General features: G+C 56.3%; 22 protein-coding genes and 2 tRNA genes. 13 read left to right on the top strand and 11 right to left on the bottom strand.

The window, feature by feature from the left end:
- Positions 1–4 precede the first annotated feature (4 nt).
- The gene (locus AB5Y82_RS03810) at positions 5–991 is read left to right on the top strand and encodes a hydrolase (protein WP_159144278.1); all 987 of its coding nucleotides are present in this window, start codon (positions 5–7) and stop codon (positions 989–991) included.
- Here AB5Y82_RS03810 and AB5Y82_RS03815 read toward each other — a convergent pair.
- Positions 970–2,121: a GGDEF domain-containing protein gene (locus tag AB5Y82_RS03815; RefSeq protein WP_159144279.1), complete on the bottom strand. Its 1,152-nt coding sequence runs from the start codon at positions 2,119–2,121 to the stop codon at positions 970–972. The two genes, AB5Y82_RS03810 and AB5Y82_RS03815, sit on opposite strands and share 22 nt — an antisense overlap.
- Positions 2,122–2,218: 97 nt before the next feature.
- On the opposite strand from AB5Y82_RS03815, the gene AB5Y82_RS03820 reads away from it, so the two are divergent.
- From AB5Y82_RS03820 to AB5Y82_RS03830, 3 genes are read left to right on the top strand one after another with little or no spacing between them, the layout of a single operon-like run.
- A complete protein-coding gene (locus AB5Y82_RS03820) occupies positions 2,219–2,443 on the top strand; it encodes a YheU family protein (protein WP_005335298.1) in 225 nt (74 codons plus the stop codon).
- Positions 2,444–2,495: 52 nt separating this feature from the next.
- Entirely contained in the window at positions 2,496–3,365 is an 870-nt protein-coding gene (locus AB5Y82_RS03825; protein WP_005335299.1) for a phosphoribulokinase, read from the top strand.
- Between the two features lie 16 nt (positions 3,366–3,381).
- Positions 3,382–3,915, top strand: coding sequence for a DUF4136 domain-containing protein (locus tag AB5Y82_RS03830; protein WP_005335300.1), 534 nt, complete (start codon positions 3,382–3,384; stop codon positions 3,913–3,915).
- 141 nt (positions 3,916–4,056) lie between these two features.
- Here the strand turns inward: AB5Y82_RS03830 and AB5Y82_RS03835 are convergent, their stop codons facing one another.
- Both AB5Y82_RS03835 and AB5Y82_RS03840 read right to left on the bottom strand, forming a co-directional pair.
- Positions 4,057–4,353 carry an MliC family protein gene (locus AB5Y82_RS03835; RefSeq protein WP_040067985.1) on the bottom strand — a complete coding sequence of 99 codons (297 nt, stop codon included), beginning with the start codon at positions 4,351–4,353 and terminating at the stop codon, positions 4,057–4,059.
- Between the two features lie 93 nt (positions 4,354–4,446).
- Positions 4,447–4,851, bottom strand: coding sequence for an OsmC family protein (locus AB5Y82_RS03840; RefSeq protein ID WP_019446908.1), 405 nt, complete (start codon positions 4,849–4,851; stop codon positions 4,447–4,449).
- A gap of 300 nt (positions 4,852–5,151) precedes the next feature.
- Here AB5Y82_RS03840 and crp point away from each other — a divergent pair, with 300 nt between their 5' ends.
- From crp to AB5Y82_RS03860, 4 genes are all read left to right on the top strand, one after another.
- A complete protein-coding gene (gene crp / locus AB5Y82_RS03845; RefSeq protein WP_005335304.1) occupies positions 5,152–5,790 on the top strand; it encodes a cAMP-activated global transcriptional regulator CRP in 639 nt (212 codons plus the stop codon).
- 125 nt (positions 5,791–5,915) lie between these two features.
- Positions 5,916–6,716 (top strand): putative RNA methyltransferase, encoded by an 801-nt coding sequence (locus AB5Y82_RS03850; protein ID WP_111901197.1) that lies wholly within the window; start codon positions 5,916–5,918, stop codon positions 6,714–6,716.
- A 337-nt stretch (positions 6,717–7,053) separates the two neighbouring features.
- The gene (locus AB5Y82_RS03855; RefSeq protein ID WP_368173684.1) at positions 7,054–8,142 is read left to right on the top strand and encodes a porin; all 1,089 of its coding nucleotides are present in this window, start codon (positions 7,054–7,056) and stop codon (positions 8,140–8,142) included.
- 174 nt (positions 8,143–8,316) lie between these two features.
- Positions 8,317–8,952, top strand: coding sequence for a murein L,D-transpeptidase catalytic domain family protein (locus tag AB5Y82_RS03860; RefSeq protein WP_088868584.1), 636 nt, complete (start codon positions 8,317–8,319; stop codon positions 8,950–8,952).
- Positions 8,953–9,029: 77 nt separating this feature from the next.
- Here AB5Y82_RS03860 and AB5Y82_RS03865 read toward each other — a convergent pair whose 3' ends face one another.
- Entirely contained in the window at positions 9,030–9,461 is a 432-nt protein-coding gene (locus tag AB5Y82_RS03865) for a universal stress protein (protein ID WP_005335309.1), read from the bottom strand.
- A gap of 188 nt (positions 9,462–9,649) precedes the next feature.
- Between AB5Y82_RS03865 and AB5Y82_RS03870 the strand changes: the two genes are divergently transcribed.
- The gene (locus tag AB5Y82_RS03870) at positions 9,650–10,393 is read left to right on the top strand and encodes an ABC transporter substrate-binding protein (protein WP_159144281.1); all 744 of its coding nucleotides are present in this window, start codon (positions 9,650–9,652) and stop codon (positions 10,391–10,393) included.
- A gap of 120 nt (positions 10,394–10,513) precedes the next feature.
- On the opposite strand, the gene AB5Y82_RS03875 is transcribed toward AB5Y82_RS03870, so the two are convergent.
- Positions 10,514–10,966, bottom strand: a complete 453-nt coding sequence (locus AB5Y82_RS03875) for an RNA methyltransferase (protein ID WP_005335311.1) — start codon at positions 10,964–10,966, stop codon at positions 10,514–10,516.
- A gap of 204 nt (positions 10,967–11,170) precedes the next feature.
- Here AB5Y82_RS03875 and AB5Y82_RS03880 point away from each other — a divergent pair, with 204 nt between their 5' ends.
- Both AB5Y82_RS03880 and AB5Y82_RS03885 read left to right on the top strand, forming a co-directional pair.
- A complete protein-coding gene (locus AB5Y82_RS03880) occupies positions 11,171–12,262 on the top strand; it encodes a PfkB family carbohydrate kinase (protein ID WP_021230795.1) in 1,092 nt (363 codons plus the stop codon).
- The gene (locus AB5Y82_RS03885) at positions 12,256–13,164 is read left to right on the top strand and encodes a pseudouridine-5'-phosphate glycosidase (RefSeq protein WP_159144282.1); all 909 of its coding nucleotides are present in this window, start codon (positions 12,256–12,258) and stop codon (positions 13,162–13,164) included. Before AB5Y82_RS03880 ends, AB5Y82_RS03885 begins: the two co-directional genes overlap by 7 nt.
- An 86-nt stretch (positions 13,165–13,250) precedes the next feature.
- Here AB5Y82_RS03885 and AB5Y82_RS03890 read toward each other — a convergent pair whose 3' ends face one another.
- The 4 genes from AB5Y82_RS03890 to AB5Y82_RS03905 all read right to left on the bottom strand — a co-directional run bounded on the left by AB5Y82_RS03890 (position 13,251) and on the right by AB5Y82_RS03905 (position 16,183).
- Entirely contained in the window at positions 13,251–13,976 is a 726-nt protein-coding gene (locus AB5Y82_RS03890; RefSeq protein ID WP_159144619.1) for a carbonic anhydrase, read from the bottom strand.
- A 350-nt stretch (positions 13,977–14,326) separates the two neighbouring features.
- Positions 14,327–15,601 (bottom strand): alpha/beta fold hydrolase, encoded by a 1,275-nt coding sequence (locus AB5Y82_RS03895; protein ID WP_159144283.1) that lies wholly within the window; start codon positions 15,599–15,601, stop codon positions 14,327–14,329.
- 426 nt (positions 15,602–16,027) lie between these two features.
- Positions 16,028–16,103: transfer RNA gene (locus AB5Y82_RS03900), tRNA-Asn, on the bottom strand.
- Between the two features lie 4 nt (positions 16,104–16,107).
- Positions 16,108–16,183: transfer RNA gene (locus AB5Y82_RS03905), tRNA-Phe, on the bottom strand.
- 265 nt (positions 16,184–16,448) lie between these two features.
- On the opposite strand from AB5Y82_RS03905, the gene rraB reads away from it, so the two are divergent.
- On the top strand, positions 16,449–16,784 hold the full coding sequence (gene rraB / locus AB5Y82_RS03910) for a ribonuclease E inhibitor RraB (protein WP_026034893.1): 336 nt from the start codon (positions 16,449–16,451) through the stop codon (positions 16,782–16,784).
- A gap of 63 nt (positions 16,785–16,847) precedes the next feature.
- Here rraB and AB5Y82_RS03915 read toward each other — a convergent pair whose 3' ends face one another.
- On the bottom strand, positions 16,848–18,803 hold the full coding sequence (locus tag AB5Y82_RS03915) for an EAL domain-containing protein (RefSeq protein ID WP_162517607.1): 1,956 nt from the start codon (positions 18,801–18,803) through the stop codon (positions 16,848–16,850).
- Positions 18,804–18,988: 185 nt separating this feature from the next.
- On the opposite strand from AB5Y82_RS03915, the gene AB5Y82_RS03920 reads away from it, so the two are divergent.
- Positions 18,989–19,483 (top strand): hypothetical protein, encoded by a 495-nt coding sequence (locus AB5Y82_RS03920; RefSeq protein ID WP_005335330.1) that lies wholly within the window; start codon positions 18,989–18,991, stop codon positions 19,481–19,483.
- A gap of 70 nt (positions 19,484–19,553) precedes the next feature.
- Here AB5Y82_RS03920 and AB5Y82_RS03925 read toward each other — a convergent pair whose 3' ends face one another.
- On the bottom strand, positions 19,554–24,518 hold the full coding sequence (locus AB5Y82_RS03925; RefSeq protein ID WP_368173685.1) for a VWA domain-containing protein: 4,965 nt from the start codon (positions 24,516–24,518) through the stop codon (positions 19,554–19,556).
- Positions 24,519–24,614 lie beyond the last annotated feature (96 nt).

Raw genomic sequence — 24,614 nt, forward strand, 5'->3', positions numbered from 1 at the left:
CCCCATGCTGACCGAGAGCCACTTCCACGCCCCCTGGTGGGCACGCAATCCTCATCTGCAGACCATATTGCCCAAATGGCTGCGCCGCCCCCCTGCCCGTTTTGTGGCGGAGCGGTTTGAGCTGCAGGATGGGGACTTTGTCGACCTCGCCTGGAGCGGGGAAGTCAGCCTTGATGAACGGCCGCTGATAGTGGTGTTTCACGGGCTGGAGGGAAGCATTCACTCCCACTACGCCAAGGGATTGTTCGCCCACCTGCAGCAAGAGGGCAGAGAGGCCGTGCTGATGCACTTTCGCGGTTGCAGTGGCGAGCCCAATCGCCACCTGCAGGCCTATCACTCCGGCGCCATCGGTGATGCGCAGGAGCTGATTGCCGAGCTGAGCCAGCGCTTTCCGGGCAAACCGCTGATCGCCATCGGCTTTTCACTGGGTGGCAATATGCTGGTCAATCTGCTGGCACGGGCCTGTCCTGCGGCATTGAAAGCGGCGGTGGTGGTCTCGGCCCCGCTGCAACTGGCGAGCTGCGCCGAGCGGGTCAATCAGGGCTTCTCGAAGGTCTATCAGAACTATCTGCTGCGCACCATGCGCCGCAACCTGCTCAACAAAATCAGCCAGCAGCAGAAAGCGAGTGAACGCTGGCAACCTCGACAAGTCGAGCAGATTGCCACCCTGCGCGATTTTGACGAGCTGGTTACCGCGCCGCTGCATGGCTTTCACAGCGCCAACCACTACTACCAGAGCTGCTCGGGACTACCGCTGCTGGCTCAAATCCCCATCCCTACCCTGATCCTGCACGCCGCCGACGATCCCTTTATGTCACACGCGGTCATTCCCCGGCCGGAGCAACTCTCGCCCACGGTGCGCTATGAGTTGAGCCAGCGCGGCGGCCATGTCGGCTTTCTGCACGGCACGCCCTGGCGGCCACGGTTTTGGCTGGATGAACGGATCAGTCGCTGGATTGCCGAACAGAGTCACTCCGCAACACAGAACTGATTGCGTCCCGACTCCTTGGCCCGATAGAGCGCCTGATCGGCCCGCTCCAGCAACTGGCTCGCCCCTTCGCCGGACACATTGCTGGCAATCCCCTGACTCACCGTCACCCAGGAGGCAACCTCGGACGCCAGATGCTCCAGCCGCAGGCTGGCCAAGCCATCTTGCAGCCGCTGCGCCACGCTGGCCGCAGCCTGACGGTCGGTATTGGGCAGCAGCAGCACAAACTCCTCTCCGCCATAGCGGGCAACCAGATCAGATGGCGTGCGTACCGCACGGTTGAGCGCTTGTGCCACCTCCTTGAGACACATATCCCCCACCTGATGGCCATAGTGGTCGTTGAAGCGCTTGAAATAGTCCACATCGATCAGGATGAGCGATAGCGGAGCACCGCTCTCCTGGCTATGGGCTAACGCGCGCTCCAGCTCGATATTGAAATGCCGCCGGTTGGCGACACCGGTCAGAGGATCTTGCTTGGCGAGCTGATCAAGTTGGCGCAGCAGCATCAGATTTTCATGCTCTCGCATGATCGCCAACTCAAACCAGCGGTGCAGCATGCGACGGCCAACCTCCAGCGCAATCACGCCAAACAGCACGCCAAGCAGGTAGATCTGGGGAAAATCGACGCGTAAAAAGAGTTCCAACCCCACACCCACCGTCATCGGGCCCAAGAGATAGCCATAAAAAACCTTGCGATCGGGATAAAACGCGATGAGCGCAGCCAGCAGGTTGAGCCGCATGATCCCGTTGGCATAGCTGACCCCTCCCCGCAGCTCCACCTGACCAATCGTGTAGATGTGCAGCGTCCAGAGTCCGCCCCATAGCACCATCACCAGCGCAGCCATCCGTAACCAGAGGCGGTCCTGCAGATGGTCACAAAACAGGCTAACAACAGGTAGCAGCAATAGCACCACCATGACCAGGGCCAGCTCACTCTGAAAGCGCCAGGGCAAGCTGTCATCACTGGCGAGCCCGACCTGGCTGTAAACCTCATAGCGTATCGAAAGAAACAACACCACCAGCCAGTTCAATAACCAGAACCACACCATGCCTCGGGCAATCGCCTCTCGACGTGCGCTGTCCAGATGCTCAGTCAGGGTTAACGGCGCGCTGCGCTGCGCTTCAGACAACATCTCTCAGACTCCGGTGAAAAGGTAAAAAGTGATTGCATTCGCGGGATTCAACACAACAATAGCCTGACGATCACCTCTTTTGCTGTGAGACCTTTAAATGATCATTCCCTGGCAAGAACTGGACGGCGACACCCTGACCAACCTGATCGAACACTTTGTGTTGCAGGAAGGAACCGAATATGGAGAGCAGGATGTCCCACTTGGCGTCAAAGTCGATGCAGTGAGAGAACAATTACAGCAAGGCAAAGCTGTCATCGTCTATAGCGAGCTGCACGAATCGGTGAATATCGTGATGAAAGACCGCTTCATCGAGCAGTCTTGACCCAACCGCAGTCCGGACCTTATAACGGAATTCCCAAGGAAGAGAGAATCCCATGTCGGCCAAGCACCCCATTATTGCCGTTACCGGTTCGTCCGGTGCCGGCACCTCCACCTCCACCAACGCCTTTCGCTCCATGTTCCATCAACTGGGATATACCGCGGCTGTGGTGGAAGGTGACAGTTTTCACCGCTACACCCGACCGGAAATGGATGTAGCGATCCGCAAGGCGCGCGAACAGGGGCGTCATATCAGCTATTTTGGCCCTGAGGCCAATGACTTCGGCCTGCTGGAGAGCTTTTTCCAGGGCTATGGGCAGGATGGCAATGGCCAGTATCGCCGCTACCTGCACAGCTTTGACGAGGCAGTGCCCTTCAACCAGATGCCCGGTACCTTCACCCCCTGGCAGCATCTGCCCAGCAATACCGATCTGCTGTTTTATGAAGGGCTGCACGGCGGCGTGGTCACTGAGGATCACAACGTAGCCCGCCACGTGGATTTTCTGATAGGTGTAGTACCCATCGTCAACCTGGAGTGGATCCAGAAGCTGATCCGCGATACCTCGGAGCGAGGGCATTCTCGCGAGGCGGTGACCGACTCCATCGTTCGCTCCATGGATGACTACATCAACTTCATCACCCCGCAGTTCTCGCGCACCCATATCAACTTCCAGCGAGTACCGACGGTGGATACCTCCAACCCCTTCAGCGCCAAGGTGATCCCGAGTCTGGACGAGAGTATGCTGGTGATCCGGTTTCGCGGTATCAAGCAGGTGGATTTCCCCTACCTGCTGTCGATGATCGATGGCTCATTCATGTCGCGGATGAACACCATAGTGGTGCCGGGCGGCAAGATGGGCTTTGCGATGGAGCTGATCCTGCGCCCGCTCATCCAGCAATTGATCGAAACCGGCAAAATAACCTGATTCAAAGGAGTTCACGATGCGGCTTGCTTATCTCTCTGTGGCACTGCTCGCCCTGCTTGGCGGTTGCAGCAGCGGGCCGGCGGCCCCCACGCTGGAGTCCGGCACCATGCTGGTTCGCCCGATGGGCAACTGGACCTATGGTGCAACCCCGCGCTACGCCCTGGCCGAACAGTATCAATTTGCCGGTGAGTTGGCGGAAGGGTGGCTGGAGCCGATGCAGCAGGCGGTAAGCCGGGAGCTCAATGGCAAGGGGTGGCAGAGTGCACCGCTCGACGAGGCGGATCTGTGGGTCGCCATCGGCGTCGCGGGCGGCAAGGATATGAGTGACGGCGAGATTTTCGCCCGTCTTGGCATGACACCCGGGGTATATGCCTCAGCCAACCAGCGCAAAGGGTCGCTGGCCATCGTGCTGCTCGATCGCAAAACCCAGAAAGCGGTCTGGAGCAGCATCATTCAGCTGACCAGCGACGTGAGCATTGCAGACAGCCAGCGTCAGGCACTCAGCCAGCAGCTCGCGGCCGAGCTGCTCAATCGCGTCCCCACCAACTAGCGCTTGTTTAGTGATAACGGATGGATAGAAAAACGGCTTGCCTCCCGGCAAGCCGTTTTTTGTGGTCTCAACCTCTTGACCCAATCCGGCCTAGGCCAGACCGGGGCACAAAGCTGCACACCTTCAGCTATCTGTGGTCACTTATTTAAGCGTACAGGTCAGCAGTGTGACCCCTTTCTGGGTGAGGAGGGCTTGTTTGTCCTGATTCCAGAAAGTGGTGACGCTGTCGGAATATTTGGCGCCAGATTCAGACTCAACGCGCGCCAGCTTGTGGTAAACCCCGGCATAGGGGAACTGCACCATGTCAGCCTGGGCATCATAGGTAACGGCCAGCATCTCTTCGCCACACTGGTATTGGCTGTATTGATACTGGGTAGGTTGCGGGCTGCTGCACGCCGCCAGGCCCAAAAGGGGAAGCAGAGCGATCAATTTTTTCATTGCACTTTCCTTATGTAATGGCTTTATGTCATGGCCTTGTGCAGTGGCCTTACGTAACGGCCTTATGCCAGGGTACCAACGAAACTATCGTTATCAAGCTTCAACAATTTGATAACTATGGGTAATTTGTACCGCTTTTTCCAACATCAGGGAAACAGAACAATATTTTTCCATCGACAGCTCGACCGCTCTGGCCACCTGCTTCTCCGCCAATCCCTTGCCTGTCACCACGAAGTGCAGATTAATCTTCTCGAAAACCCGGGGCACGCTATCGACCCGTTCGCCACTGACATCGACATGGCATGCGGTCACCGACTGGCGCGCTTTTTCGAGGATGGAGACCACATCAATGGAGCTGCAGCCACCGACCGCCAGCAGGATCATCTCCATCGGGCTGGCCCCCTCACCGGGGTTGGCACCATCCAGGATCACCTTGTGACCGGATTCACTCTCACCCACAAACTTCATCCCTTCCACCCAGCTGACCTTGGCTTTCATCTCGCACTCTCTCCTGTTAATCATGATGATGGATCCCTAGCATAACCCAGTCGCTTATCTCTGCCGAACAGGGGGAGTTGGGATGGAAATAGATCAAAATCAACATCTCCGACCTCTATCTTCCCTAGAATGGCCGAAGCGGCGCAGCAGGCATTACTCAAAGGGCTCTGTCAAAAGCCCGCAAAGCCTTGTCAGCACAGGCAAAGGCTCTTATCCTACTGCGACCAATACAAGGAATGGCAAGATTGGCAGCTTGCCCGGACGCACAAGTCCATAAAAAGACACTACAGAGGAATTCTCATGGTCATTGGCAAACCGCAAAGCGATCCCACCCTGGAATGGTTCTTGTCGCACTGCCACATTCATAAGTATCCCGCCAAGAGCACCCTGATCCATGCGGGTGAAAAAGCGGAGACCCTCTACTACATCGTCAAGGGCACTGTGGCCGTCTTGATCAAGGACGATGAGGGCAAAGAGATGATCCTCTCCTATCTGAACCAGGGCGATTTCCTGGGCGAGATGGGGATGTTCGAGGAGAACGAGAATCCCGAGCGCTCCGCTTGGGTTCGCGCCAAAGGCTCTTGCGAAGTGGCAGAGATCTCCTACAAGAAGTTCCGCCAGCTGATCCAGGTCAACCCGGACATTCTGATGCGTCTCTCTGGCCAGATGGCCAAGCGCCTGCAACACACCAGCCAGAAAGTGGGTAACCTCGCCTTCCTGGATGTGACCGGCCGGATCGCCCAGACTCTGCTCAACCTGGCCAAACAGCCGGATGCCATGACCCACCCGGATGGCATGCAGATCAAGATCACCCGTCAGGAGATAGGCCAGATCGTCGGCTGCTCCCGTGAAACCGTGGGCCGCATCCTGAAGATGCTGGAAGAGCAGGAGCTCATCTCTGCTCACGGCAAGACCATTGTGGTATTTGGCACTCGCTGATAACCCATCCGCAGGCCTGACTGAGGCCTTGGGATAAAAAAGGCTGCTACGGCAGCCTTTTTTGATCCTCTCCCCTATAATCCCGAACGCCCTTCACTGTTCCGGCATTCGCCCAGAGAGTTACTATGCATCTTCAATGTCCCCGCTGCCGCAGTCCGCTCCATTTTCATGAAGCCTCCCAGGGGCGTTATTGCGACAACAAGCATCACTTCGATCCGGCACCGGAAGGTTATCTGGATCTCATCCCCGGCAAGAAAAACCCCAAAGACAGCGACAGCCGGGCCCTGATGCGCGCCAAGCACCATTTCCTGGAGGCCGGCCACCAACTGCCGCTGGTTGAGGCCATGGCCGGCCTGCTCGCTCCGCTGGCCCCACAAGAGCTGATCCATCTTGGGTGCGGTGAAGGCTACTACTGCCGCGCGCTGGCAGAGCGCCTGCCCGGCTGGCAGTTTGCTGGGGTTGATATCGCCAAGAACACCATCTTTGCCGCCAAAAAAGCACAGCCGGACGGCCAGTTTGTCATTGCCGATCCCGCTCGCGCGCCGTTGCAACCGGGCTCGGTACAGGTGCTGCTGGTCAACGATCTCAAGGTCAAGACCGAGCAGCTGGTCAGCTGGTTGGCCCCCGGTGGCTATCTGCTCTATCTGCAGCCAGGCCCGCGCCATCAGTGGCAATTGCGGGTCAGCCTCAACCCGGTGAGCATGGAACACCCCCTCAGCTGGCCAACCCTCGGTGGCCTCAATCCGGTGGCTCAACAGCGCTGCCAGTTCAGCCTCACCATGGATCAGGCCATGCGCAGCTTTATTCTGGAGACCAGCCGTCTTGGCTGGCGGGCAACCGGTGAGCAGCGTCACGCTTTCGCTCAACAGGGCCCGAATGAACTGGAACAGGATCTGCTGCTGACCCTGTGGCAAAAGCCCCTCTGATCATTGGGGGGAGCCTTGTAAGGCTCCTCCCGTTTTTTCCCCGCCCCCATTCTCCCCTGCGTGATCTAGCTCACAACTTGAGCCATCGACCTTGTTGCTCAGAACAGTCTTGATGTCAAAAAAGTCACTAGAAAATAATTCATTGAATTTAATCTCTTTTTATCTTGTCAAAAACCGTCACATCCAGTCTTGATAACGACCTCGCCACCTCAATTAAACAACGATGGATTCAGCCCCAGTCAAGGTTGGGGCGCCTACCGTGTGGCTATCGGACTATTTCCGATTTCACAGAACCGACAACAAGTTCGGAAGTGTTTACATCAGAGGAATAACGCATATGAAGAAGTCTGCACTGACTATTGCCATCTCCAGCCTGCTGCTGGCGAGCGGCGCCCATGCTGCTACCGTTTACAACCAGAACGATACCAAGCTGGAGATCGGTGGCCGTGCTCAGGGCATGTACTACGGCACTGACGACAAAGGCTCCGAAGGAGACCAGAGCTATTTCCGTGTAAACATGCGCGGTGAAACCAAGATCGCCCCCGAAATGAAGGCGTTCGGCTTTGCCGAGTACAACGTGCCGACTTCCGGTTCTGACAACGACGAGCTGCGTTATGCCTATGCCGGCATCAAGCACGATCGTTTCGGCGCATTCAGCTACGGTCGTCAGGATGGTCTGTTCCGCATCGTGAACGACTACACCGACGTACTGCCCGAGTGGGGCGGTGACGGCCTGGGTAAAGGCACCGAAGTATTCGGTACCGGCCGTACCAACGGTCTGGCCCAGTACCTGTACACCTACAATGGCCTGACCCTGGGTGCCCAGTTCACCGGCAACAATGATCCGCAGAATGCCGATCGCTCCAACTTCAACACCAATGGCACAACTTGGAACAAGAAAGGTTCCAAAGAAGGTTTTGCTGTAGCTGCCTCCTATGACTTCGATATGGGTCTGGGCCTGTCAGCTGCCTACAACCAGGCTGGCAAGACCGATGAACAAGCTCAATTCGCTGCCTTCGGTGGCGACAAGGATGCCAAGCTGATGGGCTTTGGTGCCAAGTACGCTGTAGGTGACCTCTACCTGGCTGCCACCTATGCGCACGGCGAGAACCACCTGTATATCGGGAATGGCTTCAACGGCTACGCCGAGAAGCACGACGGTTACGAAGCTGTAGCCCAGTACACCATCGGCAAGTTCAAGCCTTCTCTGGCCTACCTGCGCACTGACGTGAAAGATACCGCTCACGGTATCGATGACACCTACACCGAGTACGTATCTATCGGTGCCTGGTACAACTTCACCGACAACTTCAACGCCTACGTTGACTACAAGGTCAACCTGCTGGATTCCGTTGCTGACTCTACCAGCAAGCTGGGCCAGAACACTGACGACGTAGTCGGTGTGGCTCTGCAGTACAACTTCTAAGTAATTGGAAGTCAGTTATACCCTGTGATACCAATGTCTACTGTTTGAATTACTTCCGGCCGCTCTGCGGCCGGTTTTTTTATTGCGCCTTTTCAGCACCTTGCATATAACTATCGAGCGGATTGATGGCAATATCCGCGTCGTTAACAGGGAGTGACAAGGAGATATTCACGGATGAGACAAGCGCGCGGGAACATAGACTGGCAACGCGGATGGCTGCTGTTGCCACTGCTGTTGATATCGCTCATCTGGAGCAGTACGGCAGATGCCAGCTGGGATCAGAGCCTCTATCGTCAACTGGGTCTGGCAGGCAAGCTGGATAAACAGACCTTTCGTCAGGCCCTCAACAGTTATCAAACCGTGCGCCACAAACGCAAACCCATTCTCACCATCATCGATTACAGCAAGCCATCCACCCAGCGCAGGCTGTTTGTCATCGATATGAAACGCCACAAGCTGCTCTATCACACCTGGGTCAGTCATGGCCGGAACTCAGGTGAACTGGCCGCAAAACGCTTTTCCAACCAGCTCAACTCCCGCCAAAGTTCCCTCGGCGTCTATCGCACCGCAGAAACCTATCTGGGCAAGCATGGCTACTCCCTGCGGCTGGACGGGCTCAGCCCCGGCAAGAACAGCAATGCCCGCAAGCGTGCCATCGTGGTACATGGCGCCGCCTATGCCAGCCCGACTCATCTGCGCAAATATGACAAGCTGGGCCGCAGCTGGGGTTGCCCCGCCCTGCCCAAGGAGCAGGCCAGAGCCATCATAGATACCATCAAGGGGGGGAGTGTCATCTACGCCCACGGCTAGCGGGCACAACACCAAAAAACGCAAGGCCAGCAATCGCTGGCCTTGTTTGTTACGCTTTTCACACTAAACGTGGCGCGTTATTGGCGCACCACCAGTACCGGACAGGGTGCATGACGCACCACAGACTCGGCGACACTGCCTACCAGCAGATGGCTGATACCGGAGCGACCGTGGCTGCCCATCACGATCAGCTCAACCTCATCCTCCTTGGCCTGAATGACAATTTCATCGGCGGCACGGCCAAAGCGAATATCAAAGGTGGCCGGGATCGGCAGGGTGGCAACCAGCTCTTTGAGCTGGGTTCTGGCCTGACGCTCCATCTCGTGGGTGATCTCGATGGCCGTCATATGAAGGATCTTGTAACTGTCAAAACCGTGCAGTTGATCAACCACGTGGATCAGCTTGAGCTGGGCCTGATGGCTCTGCGCCATGAAAACGGCATAGTCGAGTACCGCGCGAGACATTTGGGAAAAATCGACTGGACAGAGCAGAGTCTTGATCGATGGCATAATGCAGTCTCCTCTACTGATTGGGGTGCTATTGAATCTTTACTCGATCATAACGATCCGACCGTAAATAACCCTCGACCCTGTCGCAAAATGGAGATGCGGGATGTTTTCTCCGCCCGCCGCGATCAATGCATGGTATAAATCAGGTGATAAATGCTCTCCTCACCCCTGCGAGGATATTGCTGACCATGCTGCGCATCGGTTGTTTGCTGCTTTGCTCTCTGTGTGCGATCACCCACGCTCGCACAGCTGATATTCACGTCTATTGCGATGGCTGGCCCGGTTTCTGCCAACCGGATGGCCGCGGTATCTATCTCGATCTGGTGCGAACCATCTACCAACCCCACGGCTATCAGATCGTGCCCCATATCGTGCCTTACAAACGCGCCGTTGCCATGGTAGCCAAGCAAGAGGGGGATATGGCGATGAGTGTCTATCGGGACGAGCTCAAGGGAGTCAAACAGCCCCACCAGCCAGCCTCCGCAGATGATGTGACCGTCTTCATGCTCAAGCAGTGGCAGCCACAATGGCGGGGAGAGCGCAGTCTGGAGGGAGAGACCGTGCTCTGGCGGCGAGGATGGGTGCTGGATAAATATCTTCCGGTCACCATGCGGTGGCACGAGATCGACAACCATGAGATGGCCCTGCAGCTGATTGGCAAGGGGCGCTATCGCTATTACCTGACCGCTGGCGTGCTCCATGCAGCCGATGAGACCCCGGCCAATATGTACCGCACCATTTTGCGCTGGATCCCGACTTACCCCATTTTTGCCGATACCGAGCAGGGCGACCGGCTACTGCAGCTGTGGGATCAGGAGATGGTGAATCTGATCCGTCGCGGCACGCTGGCCGAGATATATCGCCATTATCACCTCTATGACTACTATCGCGACTTTCTCGAGGAGCAGGCGGTCAAGGTCGGCGAAAACTGATCCCACCATAGGGGAAAGAGAAGGATGCCGCAGCCCCGTCAACAGCGGCCACCGCCAGCAACCTGCCCATAAGCAACACCGTCTCCATTGTGGTTTGAGTCACCGTTGCCACACCACAACTCAGGGTTGCCGGAACCCCTTCGCCAAGCGGTCATAGAGGATCACATTGACCGAGGCGGCCAGATTCATGCAGCCCTGAGTCGGCACATAGACCACATCTTTCACCGCGCCATAGAGGGCGGGATCGAGCGTGCCATCCTCCGGCCCGAAGATATAAAAAGCCCGTTCCGGATGGACATAGTCGGGGAGCGGCGTAGCGCCGTCGATCAAATCGACCACCACGGGCACACATCCCTGCGGGATAAACGCCATCAGATCATCCACCCCGAGCAGCGGGATCTTCTCCACCATCTGCTTGGTATCAGTGGCAAAGCGGCGCGCCAGCTCGAAGCGGTTGCCGGTGTAGTAGACCTCATCCACCCCGTAGCAGCCCGCAGCCCGCATCACTGAGCCGACATTTTCCGGAGACTTGGGATTGACCAGCCCCACGCAGCAGAATGCACTCTTTTCCATCATCTCTCCTCATCTTGCGGCGGCCATTATAAGCCGTTGCAGGGCCACCGACCCGTTAAAAGTCCCCTCCCCGGCTAAACCGCTTGCCAACCCAGCTTTGAATGTCGATTTTTTGTGCGCAAGCCGACAAATTTTGTACAAGCAGATAGCCAGCAAACGTTTCCCAGCAATAATGGACAAACGTTTGTAAATGGATGTTTGTCTATGACTGAGCGTGAACAAGAGATCCTCGCCCTGCTGCGTCAGGACCCCATGATTGCCCAGCAGGAGCTGGCCGATCGCCTCGGCATCAGCCGCTCTGCGCTGGCCAGCCACATCTCAAGCCTGATCCGGCAGGGGTATGTGCAAGGCAGAGGCTATGTACTGCGAGAGGGTCCCTACGTAGTGGTGATCGGCGGTGCCAATATGGATATTTGCGGCACCAGCCACGACAACCTGCTGCTCGGCGACTCCAACCCGGGCAAGGTGCGCACCTCGGCCGGTGGTGTCGGCCGCAATATCGCCGAGAATCTGGCGCGGCTCGGCAGCGACACCCGGCTGCTGACAGCGGTCGGCAACGACCAGTATGGTCACCATCTATTGGAAGTGAGCCAGCGGGCTGGCGTCGATGTGCGCCAGACTCTGGTGCTCGATGGCCACGCAACCTCCTGTTATCTCAGCCTGCATGATGGCAGCGGCGAAATGAGCTGCGCCATCAATGACATGGCCATCATAGAGCAGCTCACCCCTGCCCGCCTGACCCCCCTCGCAGGCTTTCTCGGCGGTGCCCGGCTTTGGGTGCTCGACACCAATCTGGCCATTCACACCCTCGACTGGCTGTTCGAGCGGCAAGGTGAGCACGCCATCTTTGTCGATACCGTTTCGGTGGCCAAGGTGGAGAAGATCCGCCCCTGGCTCGGCAAGATCCACACCCTCAAACCCAATCGCAGTGAAGCCGAGCAGCTGTGCGGAATGACCATCGCCGGGCCCGAAACCTGGCCCATGGTGGCCGCCTGGTTCCACCGCGCCGGGGTCAAGCGGCTGTTCCTCAGTCTGGGTGAACAGGGGATCTTCTACAGCGATGGCGAGCAGCAGGGCCACCTGCCGGTGCTGGGCAGTCCGGTACTCAACGTCACCGGCGGCGGGGATGCCTTTATGGCTGGCCTCGCCCACGCCTGGCTGCAACAGCTCGACATTGCCCAAACCACCCGCTTTGCCCTGGGCTGCGCCGCCCTCACCGTCAATTGTTCCGATACCGTTTTTTCCGGTCTGAGCAAGACCGCCGTTGACCGCATACTGGAGGAGTACTCATGCTGAACGCTTACCTCGATATCCAACCGGAAGTGGCTGCCGCGCTGGCTGCTGGCAAACCGGTCGTTGCCCTCGAATCCACCATCATCTCCCATGGCATGCCCTATCCGCAGAACGTGGAGACGGCCCGTCAGGTGGAGCAGGTAGTGCGCGATAACAGCGCCATTCCGGCGACCATCGCCATCCTCGACGGCCGCCTCAAAGTGGGTCTCGATGCCGGTGCGCTGGAAGCGCTGGGCCGGGCTGGCCACGACGTGACCAAGTGCAGCCGCCGCGACATTCCGTTCGTGCTGGCGCGCAAGGGGATGGGGGCCACCACGGTCGCCTCCACCATGATCATCGCCGCCATGGCGGGGATCCGGGTCTTTGCCACCGGTGGTATCGGCGGGGTACATCGCGGCGCGCAGGAGACCTTCGATATCTCGGCCGACCTGCAGGAGCTGGCCCAAACGCCGGTGGCCGTAGTCTGTGCCGGTGCCAAGTCGATCCTCGATATCGGGCTGACCTTGGAGTATCTGGAGACCCAGGGCGTGCCGGTGATCGGCTATCAAACCGAGGAGCTGCCCGCCTTCTACACCCGCGAGAGCGGCTTCAAGGTCGACTACCGACTGGAGAGTCCAGCAGCCATCGCCGAGGCGCTTCGCCTCAAGTGGGAGCTGGGACTGGCGGGCGGCGCCGTGGTGGCCAACCCCATCCCGACCGCACACGCCATGCCGAAAGCCGATATCGACGCAGCCATTGCCCGGGCGCTCCATGAAGCGGACGAGCAGGGGATCAAGGGCAAGGCATCTACCCCCTTCCTGCTGGCACGCGTCTGCGAGCTGACTGGCGGCAACTCGCTCGCCGCCAACATCCAGCTGGTACTGAACAACGCGGCACTTGGCGCCCGCATCGCCGCCAGCCTCTGATCGCTCGCCGATACCTCGCCATGTAAAAGAGGGCCTCGCGGCCCTCTTGTTGTTTTTGCTATCTGCAGCGCTATTGCAACGCTGTGTTATTGCAGTACCACGCGCCCATTGAGCGGTTGCACCGGCCGGTTGTTGGGGTGGTGCATCACCGCCTTGAAGGCGTCGATCTGGGCCTGACTGACCTCGACTGGCTGCTTCATCACCAGCCAGCGCACTCCTTCCGAGCAGGGAGGCGTAGTAAGGGAACCGCTGAAGCGATAGTAGTCACGATTCTCGGGCAGCAGTTGCTCAGCAGAGAGCGGCGCCTTGAGGGCCAGGATCACCCCCACCTTGGCCGGTAGTTCACCCCAGGCAGCCGCCAATGCCGGATTGGCCTTGCCAGCCTCGAACATCACCGCCACCACGGCGATCTCTCCCTTGTCACTGACGTGCACCAGATGCCCTTCCAGCGGATAGGATTTGCCCTCGATGAGGTTTTCACTCGGGGCGTGGAAGTGGAACTGCTTGAGTTCAAACGTGGTGCCATCGAGTTGCAAGGTGCTACCCGGGGCATAACCGACCTGCACGGTGTGACCGTTGTTGACCACTGTGTTGCCACCCGCCTGATAGTGGAGTACCAGCGGGGCCAGTTTGGCCTCGACCAATCCGCTCAGGTCAACCGGTGACTGATTGCTGCCCGCACACTGACCAAACTCCGGGGTCAGCTTGGCCCAGTGGGCTGGTCCCGCCTCACCGCTATATTCCCAATGGGGGGTGGCAGCAAACACGACAGGGCACAGCAACAGGGAGCAGGCCAACAGAGACTTTCTCATCATACATCCTTATCTTGATTGAAAAGCACGACCATCCCCTCCCCCGGATAGCGGGGCATGCAGAGATGGCATATCTGATACGCGGGATACAGAGCATCGGAGCGACTTTCTAATGGTAACGAGCACGGGTTGGTCAATCGGTTTGACCGCGGCTCAATACAGAGTCGTTTGGCAAGTATATGGTGAGGGATCGACAGAGACAGTGAAAGAGGGGGAAATTAATCAGCCTGCTATCCACTCATCGTCTGGCGGATACGGGTCAAGGTTCAGGGTGTCACGCTTTCATAACAACCATCCATAACAACCATCGCGGGAGTCCGGGCTCCCGCGATGGTTGCCGATAACGGCCATTAACGGTCGCGATTCAACGCGATCAGACGATCAAGAATCGCTTCACCATCGGCACGCAAACCGTTGTGCTCATATTCATTGGTGATCCAGGCGCGACTGTTGCCAAGGCCACGCAGAGTTTCGCGACTGTAGTCAAACTCCACATACATATCCTCGGCATAGACGGCGCAGGCTACCGGCACCTGATTGCGGGCCAGCTGGGCCGGGTCATAGAGCGCCCCCCAGTCCGCCTTGTTGGCCAGCAGATGAGCCGCCTCTTTCAGGGGCAGCAACTCGCGGTACTGCTCGAACATCCAGGGGTAAACCATCTCGCCGGTGAAGGCGAAATCCTTGCCAGGCACCCAGTTCACCGCAGGGAACTCCCCTCTGACCCGATCCGCCGCCCAGCGAGTCGCCTCCCCTTCGGCGTAGATAGCCTCGTGCAGGATGGCGAACAGCGGATTGGTATTGAATGGCTGCATGCTCTGCACCTGATAGAGAAAGGCCGGGCTCAGCTTGTCACCGATAAAGGCTTCTTCCAGCAGGTAATAGAGCTCCTCGAAGGCACCCGTGGCACCGAGATCCAGCCCTTGCTGCTGGAACTGCGCCACCGTCAGGCGCTGGCCGTTGGGCAGTCGCACATCATGCTGGTGCAGATGGTTGGCCAGCCGGTTGGCAATCCCCTGAGCATGGGGGAAGCGGGCGAAGAAGGCGCGGTTCTTGTCAGCCACCCTCAGGTAGGTGGCGCGGTAAACCTCCTCGGCACTGCGGCCAATCGGCGCAGTGCCGCCGGTGATATAGACCTCCCGCAGACTGTCGGGGAAAAGCGAGAGATAAGTCAGGCAGCAAAAACCGCCAAAGCTCTGACCAAGCAGGCTCCAGCGATGCTTGGGGCTAAGCTCCTGCCGGATGAACTCGGCATCTTGCACTATGCTGTCGGCGCGAAAATGGCTGAGATACTCCGCCTGCTCGGCTGGGGTCATTTTGGCCAGACTATGCCCGTGGATGGGGCTCGACATCCCGGTGCCACGCTGATCCAGCAGCAGCACTCTGAACTCCTGCAACGCCCGTTTGAGCCAACCACTGTTGGCTGTCGGGCGCGGCGCCCCGAATCCCGGCCCACCTTGCAGAAACAGCAGCCAGGGCAACTTCTCATCGAGCTTGTCTTTACGGCAGAGGGTACGGGCAAACAGGGTAATGCTGTCACCATCCGGCTCATCATGATCGAGGGGAACGGTAAAAAAGTGCGGCTCGCAATGAATGCCGTCCAGTACATAGCTTAAGGGGCTGTTCATCTGGGATCTCTCCGTCAGGATGGGAACATCATTGACCCCATCATATCCCCGCCCAGCCACAGGGTCACTCCGGTTTTCCAAAATGTTAACAATGGCTTAAAGGTCGAAACATCACCAGACAAGCCGCTCTTCAACGGTGCTGAATTAATTGTTTTGCGGGGGAGATTGACGCCATGGCGCCATTCAACAAAGATGGCTCGCCTGCACAGGAGTGCAGCCATTCAGGCCGACAAAATGGATAAGGGAATGTGATGAAACCGAAGTGGATCAGGGCCAGAAAAAGAGAGAAGAAGCCATGCCCTGGCAGCATGCTGCAGACCGGAATGCTGCTGTTCAGTGCCACCTGTGGCGCGACGCTCTTTTTGGCCGCATGCAACAGCAACTAGAAATGAAAAAGCCCGCTCGATTGAGCGGGCTTTTCGAATTTGGCTCCTCCTACTGGACTTGAACCAGTGACATACGGATTAACAGTCCGCCGTTCTACCGACTGAACTAAGGAGGAATTGTGGTGCCCAGAGACGGAATCGAACCGCCGACACGGGGATTTTCAATCCCCTGCTCTACCGACTGAGCTATCTGGGCAACGGCGCGCATTAAACCCTTTCCAGCGCAGAGTGTCAACCATGATGGCACGATAAAAAGCGCGTTCGCTCAACAACCGAACGAAGCGACCATTTATTATCCATTTCAGTCCTGTTTGCCATACTTGCTGGCCTCTGCACGCCCTGCAGGCTGCGGCAATATGATGGAAATTCGAGGTTCAGTGGGTCCGCCGCATTGAGCCGAATCCACTCTGCGAGTATGCTTTGCCGCAATGATACCGCCTGGAGGCAACATGAGTCTGAATATGCAAGAGTGGCGTGATGAGACCACCGAGATCGTCAACGAACTGCTGGCCGATGGCAGCAATCCCGATGCGGATTACGACATCGAGCACCATTTCGCCTGCCAGGATTTCGACCGTCTGGAAAAAGCAGCGGTTGACCTGTTCAAGGCCGGTTTTGAAGTGACCGATGCCGAAGAGATGGAGCTGGATGACGGCGCCACCATCTTCTGCTTCGATGCCACCATCGAGTGCAAGCTGAATGTCGAAGCGATCGTCGCCGATATCGCCAAGATGCTGCCCATCCTGGAAAAATATGGGGTGGATTACGATGGTTGGGGCACCTACTTCCAGGATTGATCCTGCCTCCATCGTAAAACAACAAGGCCACCTTGCGGTGGCCTTGTTGTTTCTGACGATCTCTCACGCCAGATAGCTGGCAGCAAACTCCGCCGGCGGCAGTGGGCGACTGAACAGATAGCCCTGGAGCCGATCACACCCCGCCTCGGTCAGCCACAGCTGCTGCTCGGGTGTCTCTACCCCTTCGGCCGTAATCCGGATCCCAAGCTCATGGCCCAACCCGATAACCGAACGCACGATAGCGGTGGTCGCGCTATTACTGGCGAGCCCCTGAGTGAAGCTGCGATCCAGCTTGAGGGTCGCCACCTGCAAACGCGGCAGATAGGCCAGCGAACAGTAACCGGTACCAAAGTCGTCGATGGCCAACTGAAAACCGGCGGCGATCAGGTTGTCGAGGTTGGTCTCAATCTCGTCGGCATTCTCCATCAACACCCCTTCGGTGATCTCCAGCTCCAGTTGACTGGCCTTGAGACCATGACGAGCGATGCAGGCTGAGACCCGCTCACAGAGTGCCGGATCACGAAACTGCAGCGGCGAGAGATTGATGGATAGCACCATATCCGGCTGCGCAGTTTGCCACTGCGCCAGCTGGGCACACCCCTGCTCCAGCATCAACTGACCCAGTTGACCGATGATCCCCATCTCTTCCGCCAACGGAATGAACTCATCGGGGGAGATCATCCCAAGCTCGGGATGGGGCCAGCGACAGAGCAGCTCGGCGCCGTGCAGTCTGTGAGTACGGGTACAGATGATGGGCTGATAGACGGCAACCAGCTGGGCGGACTTGATGGCGAGTGGCAACTGGGCGGCGATCAGCTGACGCCGCTTGAGCCGGGCATGCAGCTCGGGATCAAACAGGGTGCAGTACTGCTGCTGCCGTTTTCCCTGCGCCAGCGCAGCCTCGGCATGACTGAGCAACCGTTCGGCATCGCTTGCCCGCCCCTGGGCCAGCCCCAGAAACACCGGGATCTGGATGCGGTGATCTTCCACCTGATAGTGCTCCATCAACTGCTGCTGCAGATGCTGGCTCCACCCCTGCAATGGCTCGTTGAAATCTGGCAGCAGCAGGCTGAAGTCATCGGCAGCGACCCGACAGAGCAGGGAACGCGGCGGTACCAACTGCTGCAACCGCTTGGCCACCTGGCTCAGCAGGCGATCGGCAATCCGGATCCCGAAGCGATCGTTGATTTCACGAAAATGGTGCAGATCGACCAGCACCAATGTGGCACTGCGTCCCCCAAGATGGCGGCTGGTCTGCAAGAACCGGGAGAGTTTGAGCAGTCCGGTCAGACTGTCGTAGTGCTGCTCCTGCTGCAACTGCGCCTGAGTGGTGCGCAGACCAGTGATGTCACGCCCCAGCGTCAGGATCCCGAGAGAGTGACCATCACCATCGGGGACATCGACCCGGGTGATCTCCATGTGTCGCCCCTGCCCGCTGGCATCCAGCAGACAACACTCGCCATGACCCATCCCCTGCGGCGCCGCCAACCGGAACGGCAGCTGCTGGCCCAGCACCTCATCCGCCCCCTGGCCGATAAAGTCGAGGAATGCCTGATTGCACTCCAGCAACACCCCGTTGTGATCATCGAAACGGATCAGGTCAGGAATGGCATCGAGCAGAAAACGCTGCAACAACTGCTGCTTTTTGACCGTCTGTTCCAGGCTCTTGCGCTGGGCAATCTCGTTAACCACGCCAAACACTGCGCACGCCTCTCCCTGCGGGGTGTAAAGAGGCACCTTGTGCACCTCCATCCAGCAGGTATTCCCGCCCCGGTTGCAATGGAGCTGCTGATACAGCATCGGCACGCCTCCGGCAAGCAGCTGCTCATCCTCACTGCGAAAGAGATCGCCCCAGGGCATCTCTGCATCTGTCTTGCCGACAACCTCGGCAGGCGACTCCAGCTTGGCTTCACGGGCGAACTCACGATTGGCGAACAGGTAACGCCCATGACTATCCCGACAGAAGATACTCATTGGCAATTGGTCGATGATCTGCTGCAGCAGATCCGGGGTGAGCATGTTGGTCACAGGGGCGCTTATGGAGGAATTTCGAGCAAATCTATGATAGCAAACCAATTTTGTAAAGCACCCCGATCACCTCCCCATAACACCGAACGCTGGATGGTTGCTGACAGAGATTGTAGCTCCGGCGATAATAGGCGCCGGTTGGCCAATGGCCTGGTGATATGGACGAGAGAAACAAGATGAAAAAGATTATGGGGAGCGCATTGGCGCTGCTGCTGGTTGGTTGTGCTGGTGACAATAACGGCGGTGAGGAGTATCGCTACAACCCGCCAATTGCCAAGGCAACCAACAATACTCAGGAAATGGCGATCCCGGTGGATCTGGTGTGGGCTCGCGCCGAGAAGTGGTTCACCGATCACGGCCTCACCATCGAAAACAGCCAGCGTGGCTCCGGCCTGATGACTGCCAACGTCAACCAGTCAGCCGACGGGCTGGAGTGGCTGGACTGCGGTACCATGGGTTCCAAAGTTGCACTGGGCAACCCGAACCTGCAGATCAACCTGATCATCACCCAGAGCGGCAACAGCAGCGTGGCCACCGTCAACGTCAAGGGCAACACCGAGCTGTTCTTCGTTGAATCCTCAGGCGAGCGCGTACCGGCCCCGTCCATCAAGCCGGTCTGTGTCTCCCGCGGCACCCTGGAGCAGAGCCTGTTTGCCACCCTCGGCAACTGATTTCGCTTCCCTGCAAAGATAAAAAAAGCGGCAGATTACTCTGCCGCTTTTTTATTGCCCCGAGTTGGGCTTACTTGTCGATATCGAGCAAGTGGTTTTGCAACATATAGTTGATTACCTGTTCTGATGCACTAGAGGTTGAAGAATCATAAACTTGATTCGAATCCCCAGTAATGCTTTCGAACGTTGTATTCAAAAGTACGATCTCCTGACTCACAACTGAACTTCCCTCAGAAGCTCGAACCTGGATATGTACATCAGTTCCGAATTCGAACACAGAAAGCAGCTTGGTTAAATCAGCTTCCTGTTTGCTTCCATCGTGATCAAGCAAATCGGACAGATCCAGTTTATCTGATTTCACTATATCGACATCTTTGAACTGATTTATCTTGTACCAACCATTATCACCATAACCTGTGGTGGTATCTAGATGATCCACATGGAAATCCGTTATGTAGTCAATGGCGTGGGAAGGCGTATTGCCACCGACAGCGCCTTGCTCAAGACCATCTCCCTGCTGCCAAAGGAAGGTATCGGCACCATTCCCACCAGTAAGCAGGTCGCCATAGTATAGTTTACCACTGCCGCCGGGCGCAGCCCCAGAAGAGCCATGGCCATTGGTGCCACCACTCAGAATATCGTCACCAAGACCACCGGTCAGATGATCATTGCCCTTGCCTCCGTAGAGAGTAACCCCTGAGCGTGTATCGATATTCTGTTCAGTCATGGTCTGAGGAGCTCCACCATGAACACCACCCAAGGCAATATGTACTTGGCTGGTATTTAGTACTGTCAGATGATCATCACCATCGTTGCCTGCAAAGGTTCTGCCGTTATCTAATGGATCTATGGTTAGGTTCAGGGAGCCCGTTACTTTATCTCCATCAGCATCTACAAGATCGAAACTAATGATCTTGCTTTGAGCTCCATGTTGAGAGGTCTGATAAAGGTATTCACCAGTCACCAACCCTATGGTCAACTTGTCCCCATTGCCAAAGGTAACCAGTAACTGCTGGCTCTGTACATCATAACGCCCCCCCTGCTCGGCACCGCTGACAAGACGCCCATTCTCAATGGTATAGTTGTGACCATCGATACGTACCGTGCGGATGACTCCCCCATCGGCACCGCCCCCCGTACCGGGCTGACCAAAGAGATCACCACTGACACTGCGCTGAGCCGTGCCACTGATGACCTGCTCCAGCTTACTCATATCAGTCACAACGATGGCATCAGTATTCCTCTCACCCACACCATCGTAGGCAGCTAAGTCGAGAGCAGACTGACTAACTTGAGAGCCCATTCCCAAAGAATAACTTTTTATATTATTTGCCTTTAGGAAGTTAATCCACTGTTCCTCCGGCACTCCATAATTATGCCAAGGTTCTCCATCAGACAAGAAATAGCTAATATTTTGCACACCTTGACCTACCAGCTTACCGGGGTCAGCAAAAGCACTAATACTTTTTTCAATAGCCCCCATATAATTGGTTCCTCCATCGGCACGCAAGGACCAGATGTAATTCTTAGCTGCACTTACAGTCATCCAGCGCTCACCTATATCGTCGCCATCATTACTAAAAGTAACGATACGAACTTTGGTTGTGCCAAGGCCATCGTAGGTATTCAATAGAGAAAGCAAGGACTCCTTTGCGATATCGAGTCTAGTTTTAGCCGGTACGCCTGAGCCATCATCCATGGAGCCAGACACATCGACGATCAACATCAGATTGGTCTGAATACCGGCTCCTTCTATATGCGCCGTCTGAGGTGTGACCACAACCGGCCTATCATCCTCAACCTGAATAGTCAACGTACCGGTACCGGTTGCCTTCCCATCGCTGGCTTCTACACCGACATTGATCTCCAAGCGCCCTTCCACGTTGTCTGCATTGACATGATCCAGCGACTTGAACAGAGTGACGTTGTAATTGCCCTGCTTGTCGATGGTGACCGTCACGGCAGTCGGGCCGTTATTACCCACCTTGCCGGTAAGCGTCATGCCATCGGCCGACACCGTCCACTTGATGTCGGAACCACCGGAAGTGATGCGCTCTGTCGGCTCAACCAGTTTAACTGATTGGATGATATCGCCATTAGCATCACTGATTGCCAACTTGCCAGAAACCGAGGTGGCATTTGTACTATCCAGATTGGTGTCCTGACCACGGAAATCGGTGGTATCTATCAACCCGCCAGACAGCCCCTCTTCGGATACTGCAACCGATGTAGCCGTAATAACCGGAGTAGCATTGGCAGCCAATACCTCAACCGGCAAGATAACTTTGCTAACGGCACTATCCAGAACAGTACCGCTAGATGTCACTTCCTTAGCCGTTGCCTTGACAACAAGGTTGTAATGACCAGGATCATTCACTTTCAGTTGCAGGGTAGACAGACTCCAACCTGTCACATCCACCTTGTGTGTGTCGTCTTTCACGATCACAATATGGTTGGCAGCATCTTTGAGCACAGCCCCCACCGGCAATCCTTCGATCTCGACAGACAAGCGTTCAGAACCATCTCTATCTACCAACTCAGCATCGATCTTGCCCAGCTTGATGAAGCTGTCTTCATACCCCTTGTTATCGACTGCCTGAAACTTGACATTGTCGAGAACAGCCCCGTAAGAATCTCCATTTCCTGAGGCGTCCTTGGACTCAAATACCAGTCGATATGTGCCGGTCTCCGGCACCTTCAACGGAACAGGCACCCCCTTCAACCAGCCGACAGACTTAGGTGAAAAATCATACAAATCAATGCGAGATTCGGGAATTTGACGACCATTAGCATCAAGCTGCACCAAAAACACCTTCAAACCACAGCTGGAAATGTCAATATTCTGTGGTGTCGTGCGAGCACTGATATCAAAGTTCAGCTGATAGAAACGGCCTGACTCACACTGAATGTCAGTGTAGAGCTGGCTCACATTCCTGCTACTTTCGATTTCCATCACCTGGTTCGTTGTACTGGTTGCCTTATTGCCCAAATAGACGGATTCTTTACCCACCTCAATCAGTCCACTGCCATTGGCGTGCCATTGACCAATAGCACCGGCACCATTAATAGAGTTGGGGTTAATGTTATCTTTCCATCCTCCAGTACCGACCCCCACATTCTCAAAATCCATGGCAGCCAGGGAACTAAATGTCCCAACCTTCAGCGTCGGAGCATCAGCTTTCGGCGTCAGATCCACCACAACGCTTTTATCACTGGCAATAACCTGATTTCCCTTCAGTACATCAAACTTGATACTGGTGAGATCGTGACCTTTGTTACCGACGCCTTTGTCATTCCCGTAAACATCGGCACCAGACACGTTATCTTCCGGGTCAAATTTCACCTTGCCACTGTCGATATCGGCCTTGGTAAAGGTTTTGGTCTCGTTTTTACCCAACTCTTTGTACTGGTTGGTGCTTGCATCCAAATACCGGATCGTGCCGGTGCCATCCTGGTTACCGGAAATCCGGACGGTAGATGCGTTATCCGAGATCCCGAAGGACGCCCATGTCATAGTGACATCCGTATCCTCCACTCCCATCAGCATGGTTGGAGCTACGGTCGTCGGAACATTGCCATTCAGGGTCAGCACCGCTGAATTGGACACATCTCCATCGTTATCCTTGACGGTATAAGTAAACTCTTCTGTTACGGCACCAATAGCAGGCGTGTACTTGATAGAATCAACGACATAACCGTTCTGGTTACCGCTATAACCCAACACCAGATACTGGAAGGGGGTATTGGTCGAGATATTGAATGATTGCAAACCTCCATTACTGGAAGACGATACCAAGATACCGGAACCGACCAACACGCCATTCGCATCATAGGCTTTCCAACTTGCGCTACCCTGTCCGCTATTAAGCTCGTTGATACCTATCTGAGCAAAATTGGATAGCGCCTTAAGCCCAATCACCAGCGATTCACCACTACCGATATCGTTGGTACCTCCACCACTTTGAGAGACACCAATACCGGGCTTGGCATTGTTGCCGCTGGTACGAACATCCACGAGTGCCGTTGCGCTATCGGTCAGGCCAGTCAAATTCAGTGAGGTGCCATTCAGCGGCAGCGAGTTATTCTGGAAGCCATATACAGCAAAGGCAGATTTCACCGCCGGACCACCTTCGACCGCCTGCACATCGGTATCCAGCTTGCTGGTATAGGTGTAGCTACCATCAGCGCTCACGGTCAGATCACCATATTTACCCGCCACCGTTACGCTACCTGAATGGTCAAGCACCATAGCTTGACCATTCAGGCCAGTCACCGAATACACCTTAGCTGGGTTGGCACTCGAGCTATCCACTACAGTGTCGTTTGCCAGCAGACTGGCCGAACCGCTCGTCTGGACATTCAGTCCCACGGCTACACTGCCGCTATCCTTGGCCGCAATCGGGTTGGTATCCAGGATATTGATGGTATACGTCACCGTCGAACCGTCGGCCTTGGTATAGGTAAACGAGTCAGTGTCCGCAACCAAGTCAGCATGATCCCGTACCGGCGCCTGGTAAACATACTTGCCGTTCACCAGCGAGACAGTACCTCCCAAGGCTGTCGCACCTGTAAAAGCAACACCATCAGCCACGTTCAAGACATTCCCTGTCGTGCCCTCCACAACCGCTTGCAGCGACACAACAGAATCATTATCGACAATGGTGGTAGTGACTTTGGCGGCCGAGGTATCCAAGCCTTCGAAGACATCCTGGCCCGCCGCATTGAGTACTTTGCTCACGCTGACCGCAAAGTTTTCACTCCCTTCGATACGTACATCGTTCACGGTGGCAATCGTGAATTTGGCTGTTTTGCCATCCACACCGATCACCGCTTCTTTGGTTTCGACGATGTCATCACCGCTTGCGGTGGTATAGCTATACGACAGCAGAACCTTGTCACCCGGTTTGGCAGCATGGCTCAATGTGACGGTGTATTCACCAGTCAAACTCCCTTCAAAAACAGACGCAGGGCCTGACAGCAGTACAGTTGCCTTGTCGCCTTCCCCGTTGGGCTCGTCGGTCACCGTGGTGGTCACTGTCTCTTTGCCCAGCGTCAGCTTCTCGAAGTCGTCGCCACCAGATACGCCCGTCAGTTTGACGTTCAGGTCTTTCTGGCCGCCGCTGTACACGTC

This window comes from Aeromonas sp. s13 (assembly GCF_040907905.1).
GTDB lineage: Bacteria > Pseudomonadota > Gammaproteobacteria > Enterobacterales > Aeromonadaceae > Aeromonas > Aeromonas veronii.

Coding starts and splice junctions, on each gene's coding strand:
- AB5Y82_RS03915 (WP_162517607.1), bottom strand. CDS start 18,803: ATGCTCACCCCGGATCTGCTGCAGCAGATCATCGACCAATTGCCAATG.
- AB5Y82_RS03865 (WP_005335309.1), bottom strand. CDS start 9,461: ATGCCATCGATCAAGACTCTGCTCTGTCCAGTCGATTTTTCCCAAATG.
- crp (WP_005335304.1), top strand. CDS start 5,152: ATGGTCATTGGCAAACCGCAAAGCGATCCCACCCTGGAATGGTTCTTG.
- AB5Y82_RS03880 (WP_021230795.1), top strand. CDS start 11,171: ATGACTGAGCGTGAACAAGAGATCCTCGCCCTGCTGCGTCAGGACCCC.
- AB5Y82_RS03840 (WP_019446908.1), bottom strand. CDS start 4,851: ATGAAAGCCAAGGTCAGCTGGGTGGAAGGGATGAAGTTTGTGGGTGAG.
- rraB (WP_026034893.1), top strand. CDS start 16,449: ATGCAAGAGTGGCGTGATGAGACCACCGAGATCGTCAACGAACTGCTG.
- AB5Y82_RS03860 (WP_088868584.1), top strand. CDS start 8,317: ATGAGACAAGCGCGCGGGAACATAGACTGGCAACGCGGATGGCTGCTG.
- AB5Y82_RS03890 (WP_159144619.1), bottom strand. CDS start 13,976: ATGAGAAAGTCTCTGTTGGCCTGCTCCCTGTTGCTGTGCCCTGTCGTG.
- AB5Y82_RS03920 (WP_005335330.1), top strand. CDS start 18,989: ATGAAAAAGATTATGGGGAGCGCATTGGCGCTGCTGCTGGTTGGTTGT.
- AB5Y82_RS03820 (WP_005335298.1), top strand. CDS start 2,219: ATGATCATTCCCTGGCAAGAACTGGACGGCGACACCCTGACCAACCTG.
- AB5Y82_RS03895 (WP_159144283.1), bottom strand. CDS start 15,601: ATGAACAGCCCCTTAAGCTATGTACTGGACGGCATTCATTGCGAGCCG.
- AB5Y82_RS03815 (WP_159144279.1), bottom strand. CDS start 2,121: ATGTTGTCTGAAGCGCAGCGCAGCGCGCCGTTAACCCTGACTGAGCAT.
- AB5Y82_RS03870 (WP_159144281.1), top strand. CDS start 9,650: ATGCTGCGCATCGGTTGTTTGCTGCTTTGCTCTCTGTGTGCGATCACC.
- AB5Y82_RS03855 (WP_368173684.1), top strand. CDS start 7,054: ATGAAGAAGTCTGCACTGACTATTGCCATCTCCAGCCTGCTGCTGGCG.
- AB5Y82_RS03830 (WP_005335300.1), top strand. CDS start 3,382: ATGCGGCTTGCTTATCTCTCTGTGGCACTGCTCGCCCTGCTTGGCGGT.
- AB5Y82_RS03825 (WP_005335299.1), top strand. CDS start 2,496: ATGTCGGCCAAGCACCCCATTATTGCCGTTACCGGTTCGTCCGGTGCC.
- AB5Y82_RS03885 (WP_159144282.1), top strand. CDS start 12,256: ATGCTGAACGCTTACCTCGATATCCAACCGGAAGTGGCTGCCGCGCTG.
- AB5Y82_RS03810 (WP_159144278.1), top strand. CDS start 5: ATGCTGACCGAGAGCCACTTCCACGCCCCCTGGTGGGCACGCAATCCT.
- AB5Y82_RS03835 (WP_040067985.1), bottom strand. CDS start 4,353: ATGAAAAAATTGATCGCTCTGCTTCCCCTTTTGGGCCTGGCGGCGTGC.
- AB5Y82_RS03875 (WP_005335311.1), bottom strand. CDS start 10,966: ATGGAAAAGAGTGCATTCTGCTGCGTGGGGCTGGTCAATCCCAAGTCT.
- AB5Y82_RS03850 (WP_111901197.1), top strand. CDS start 5,916: ATGCATCTTCAATGTCCCCGCTGCCGCAGTCCGCTCCATTTTCATGAA.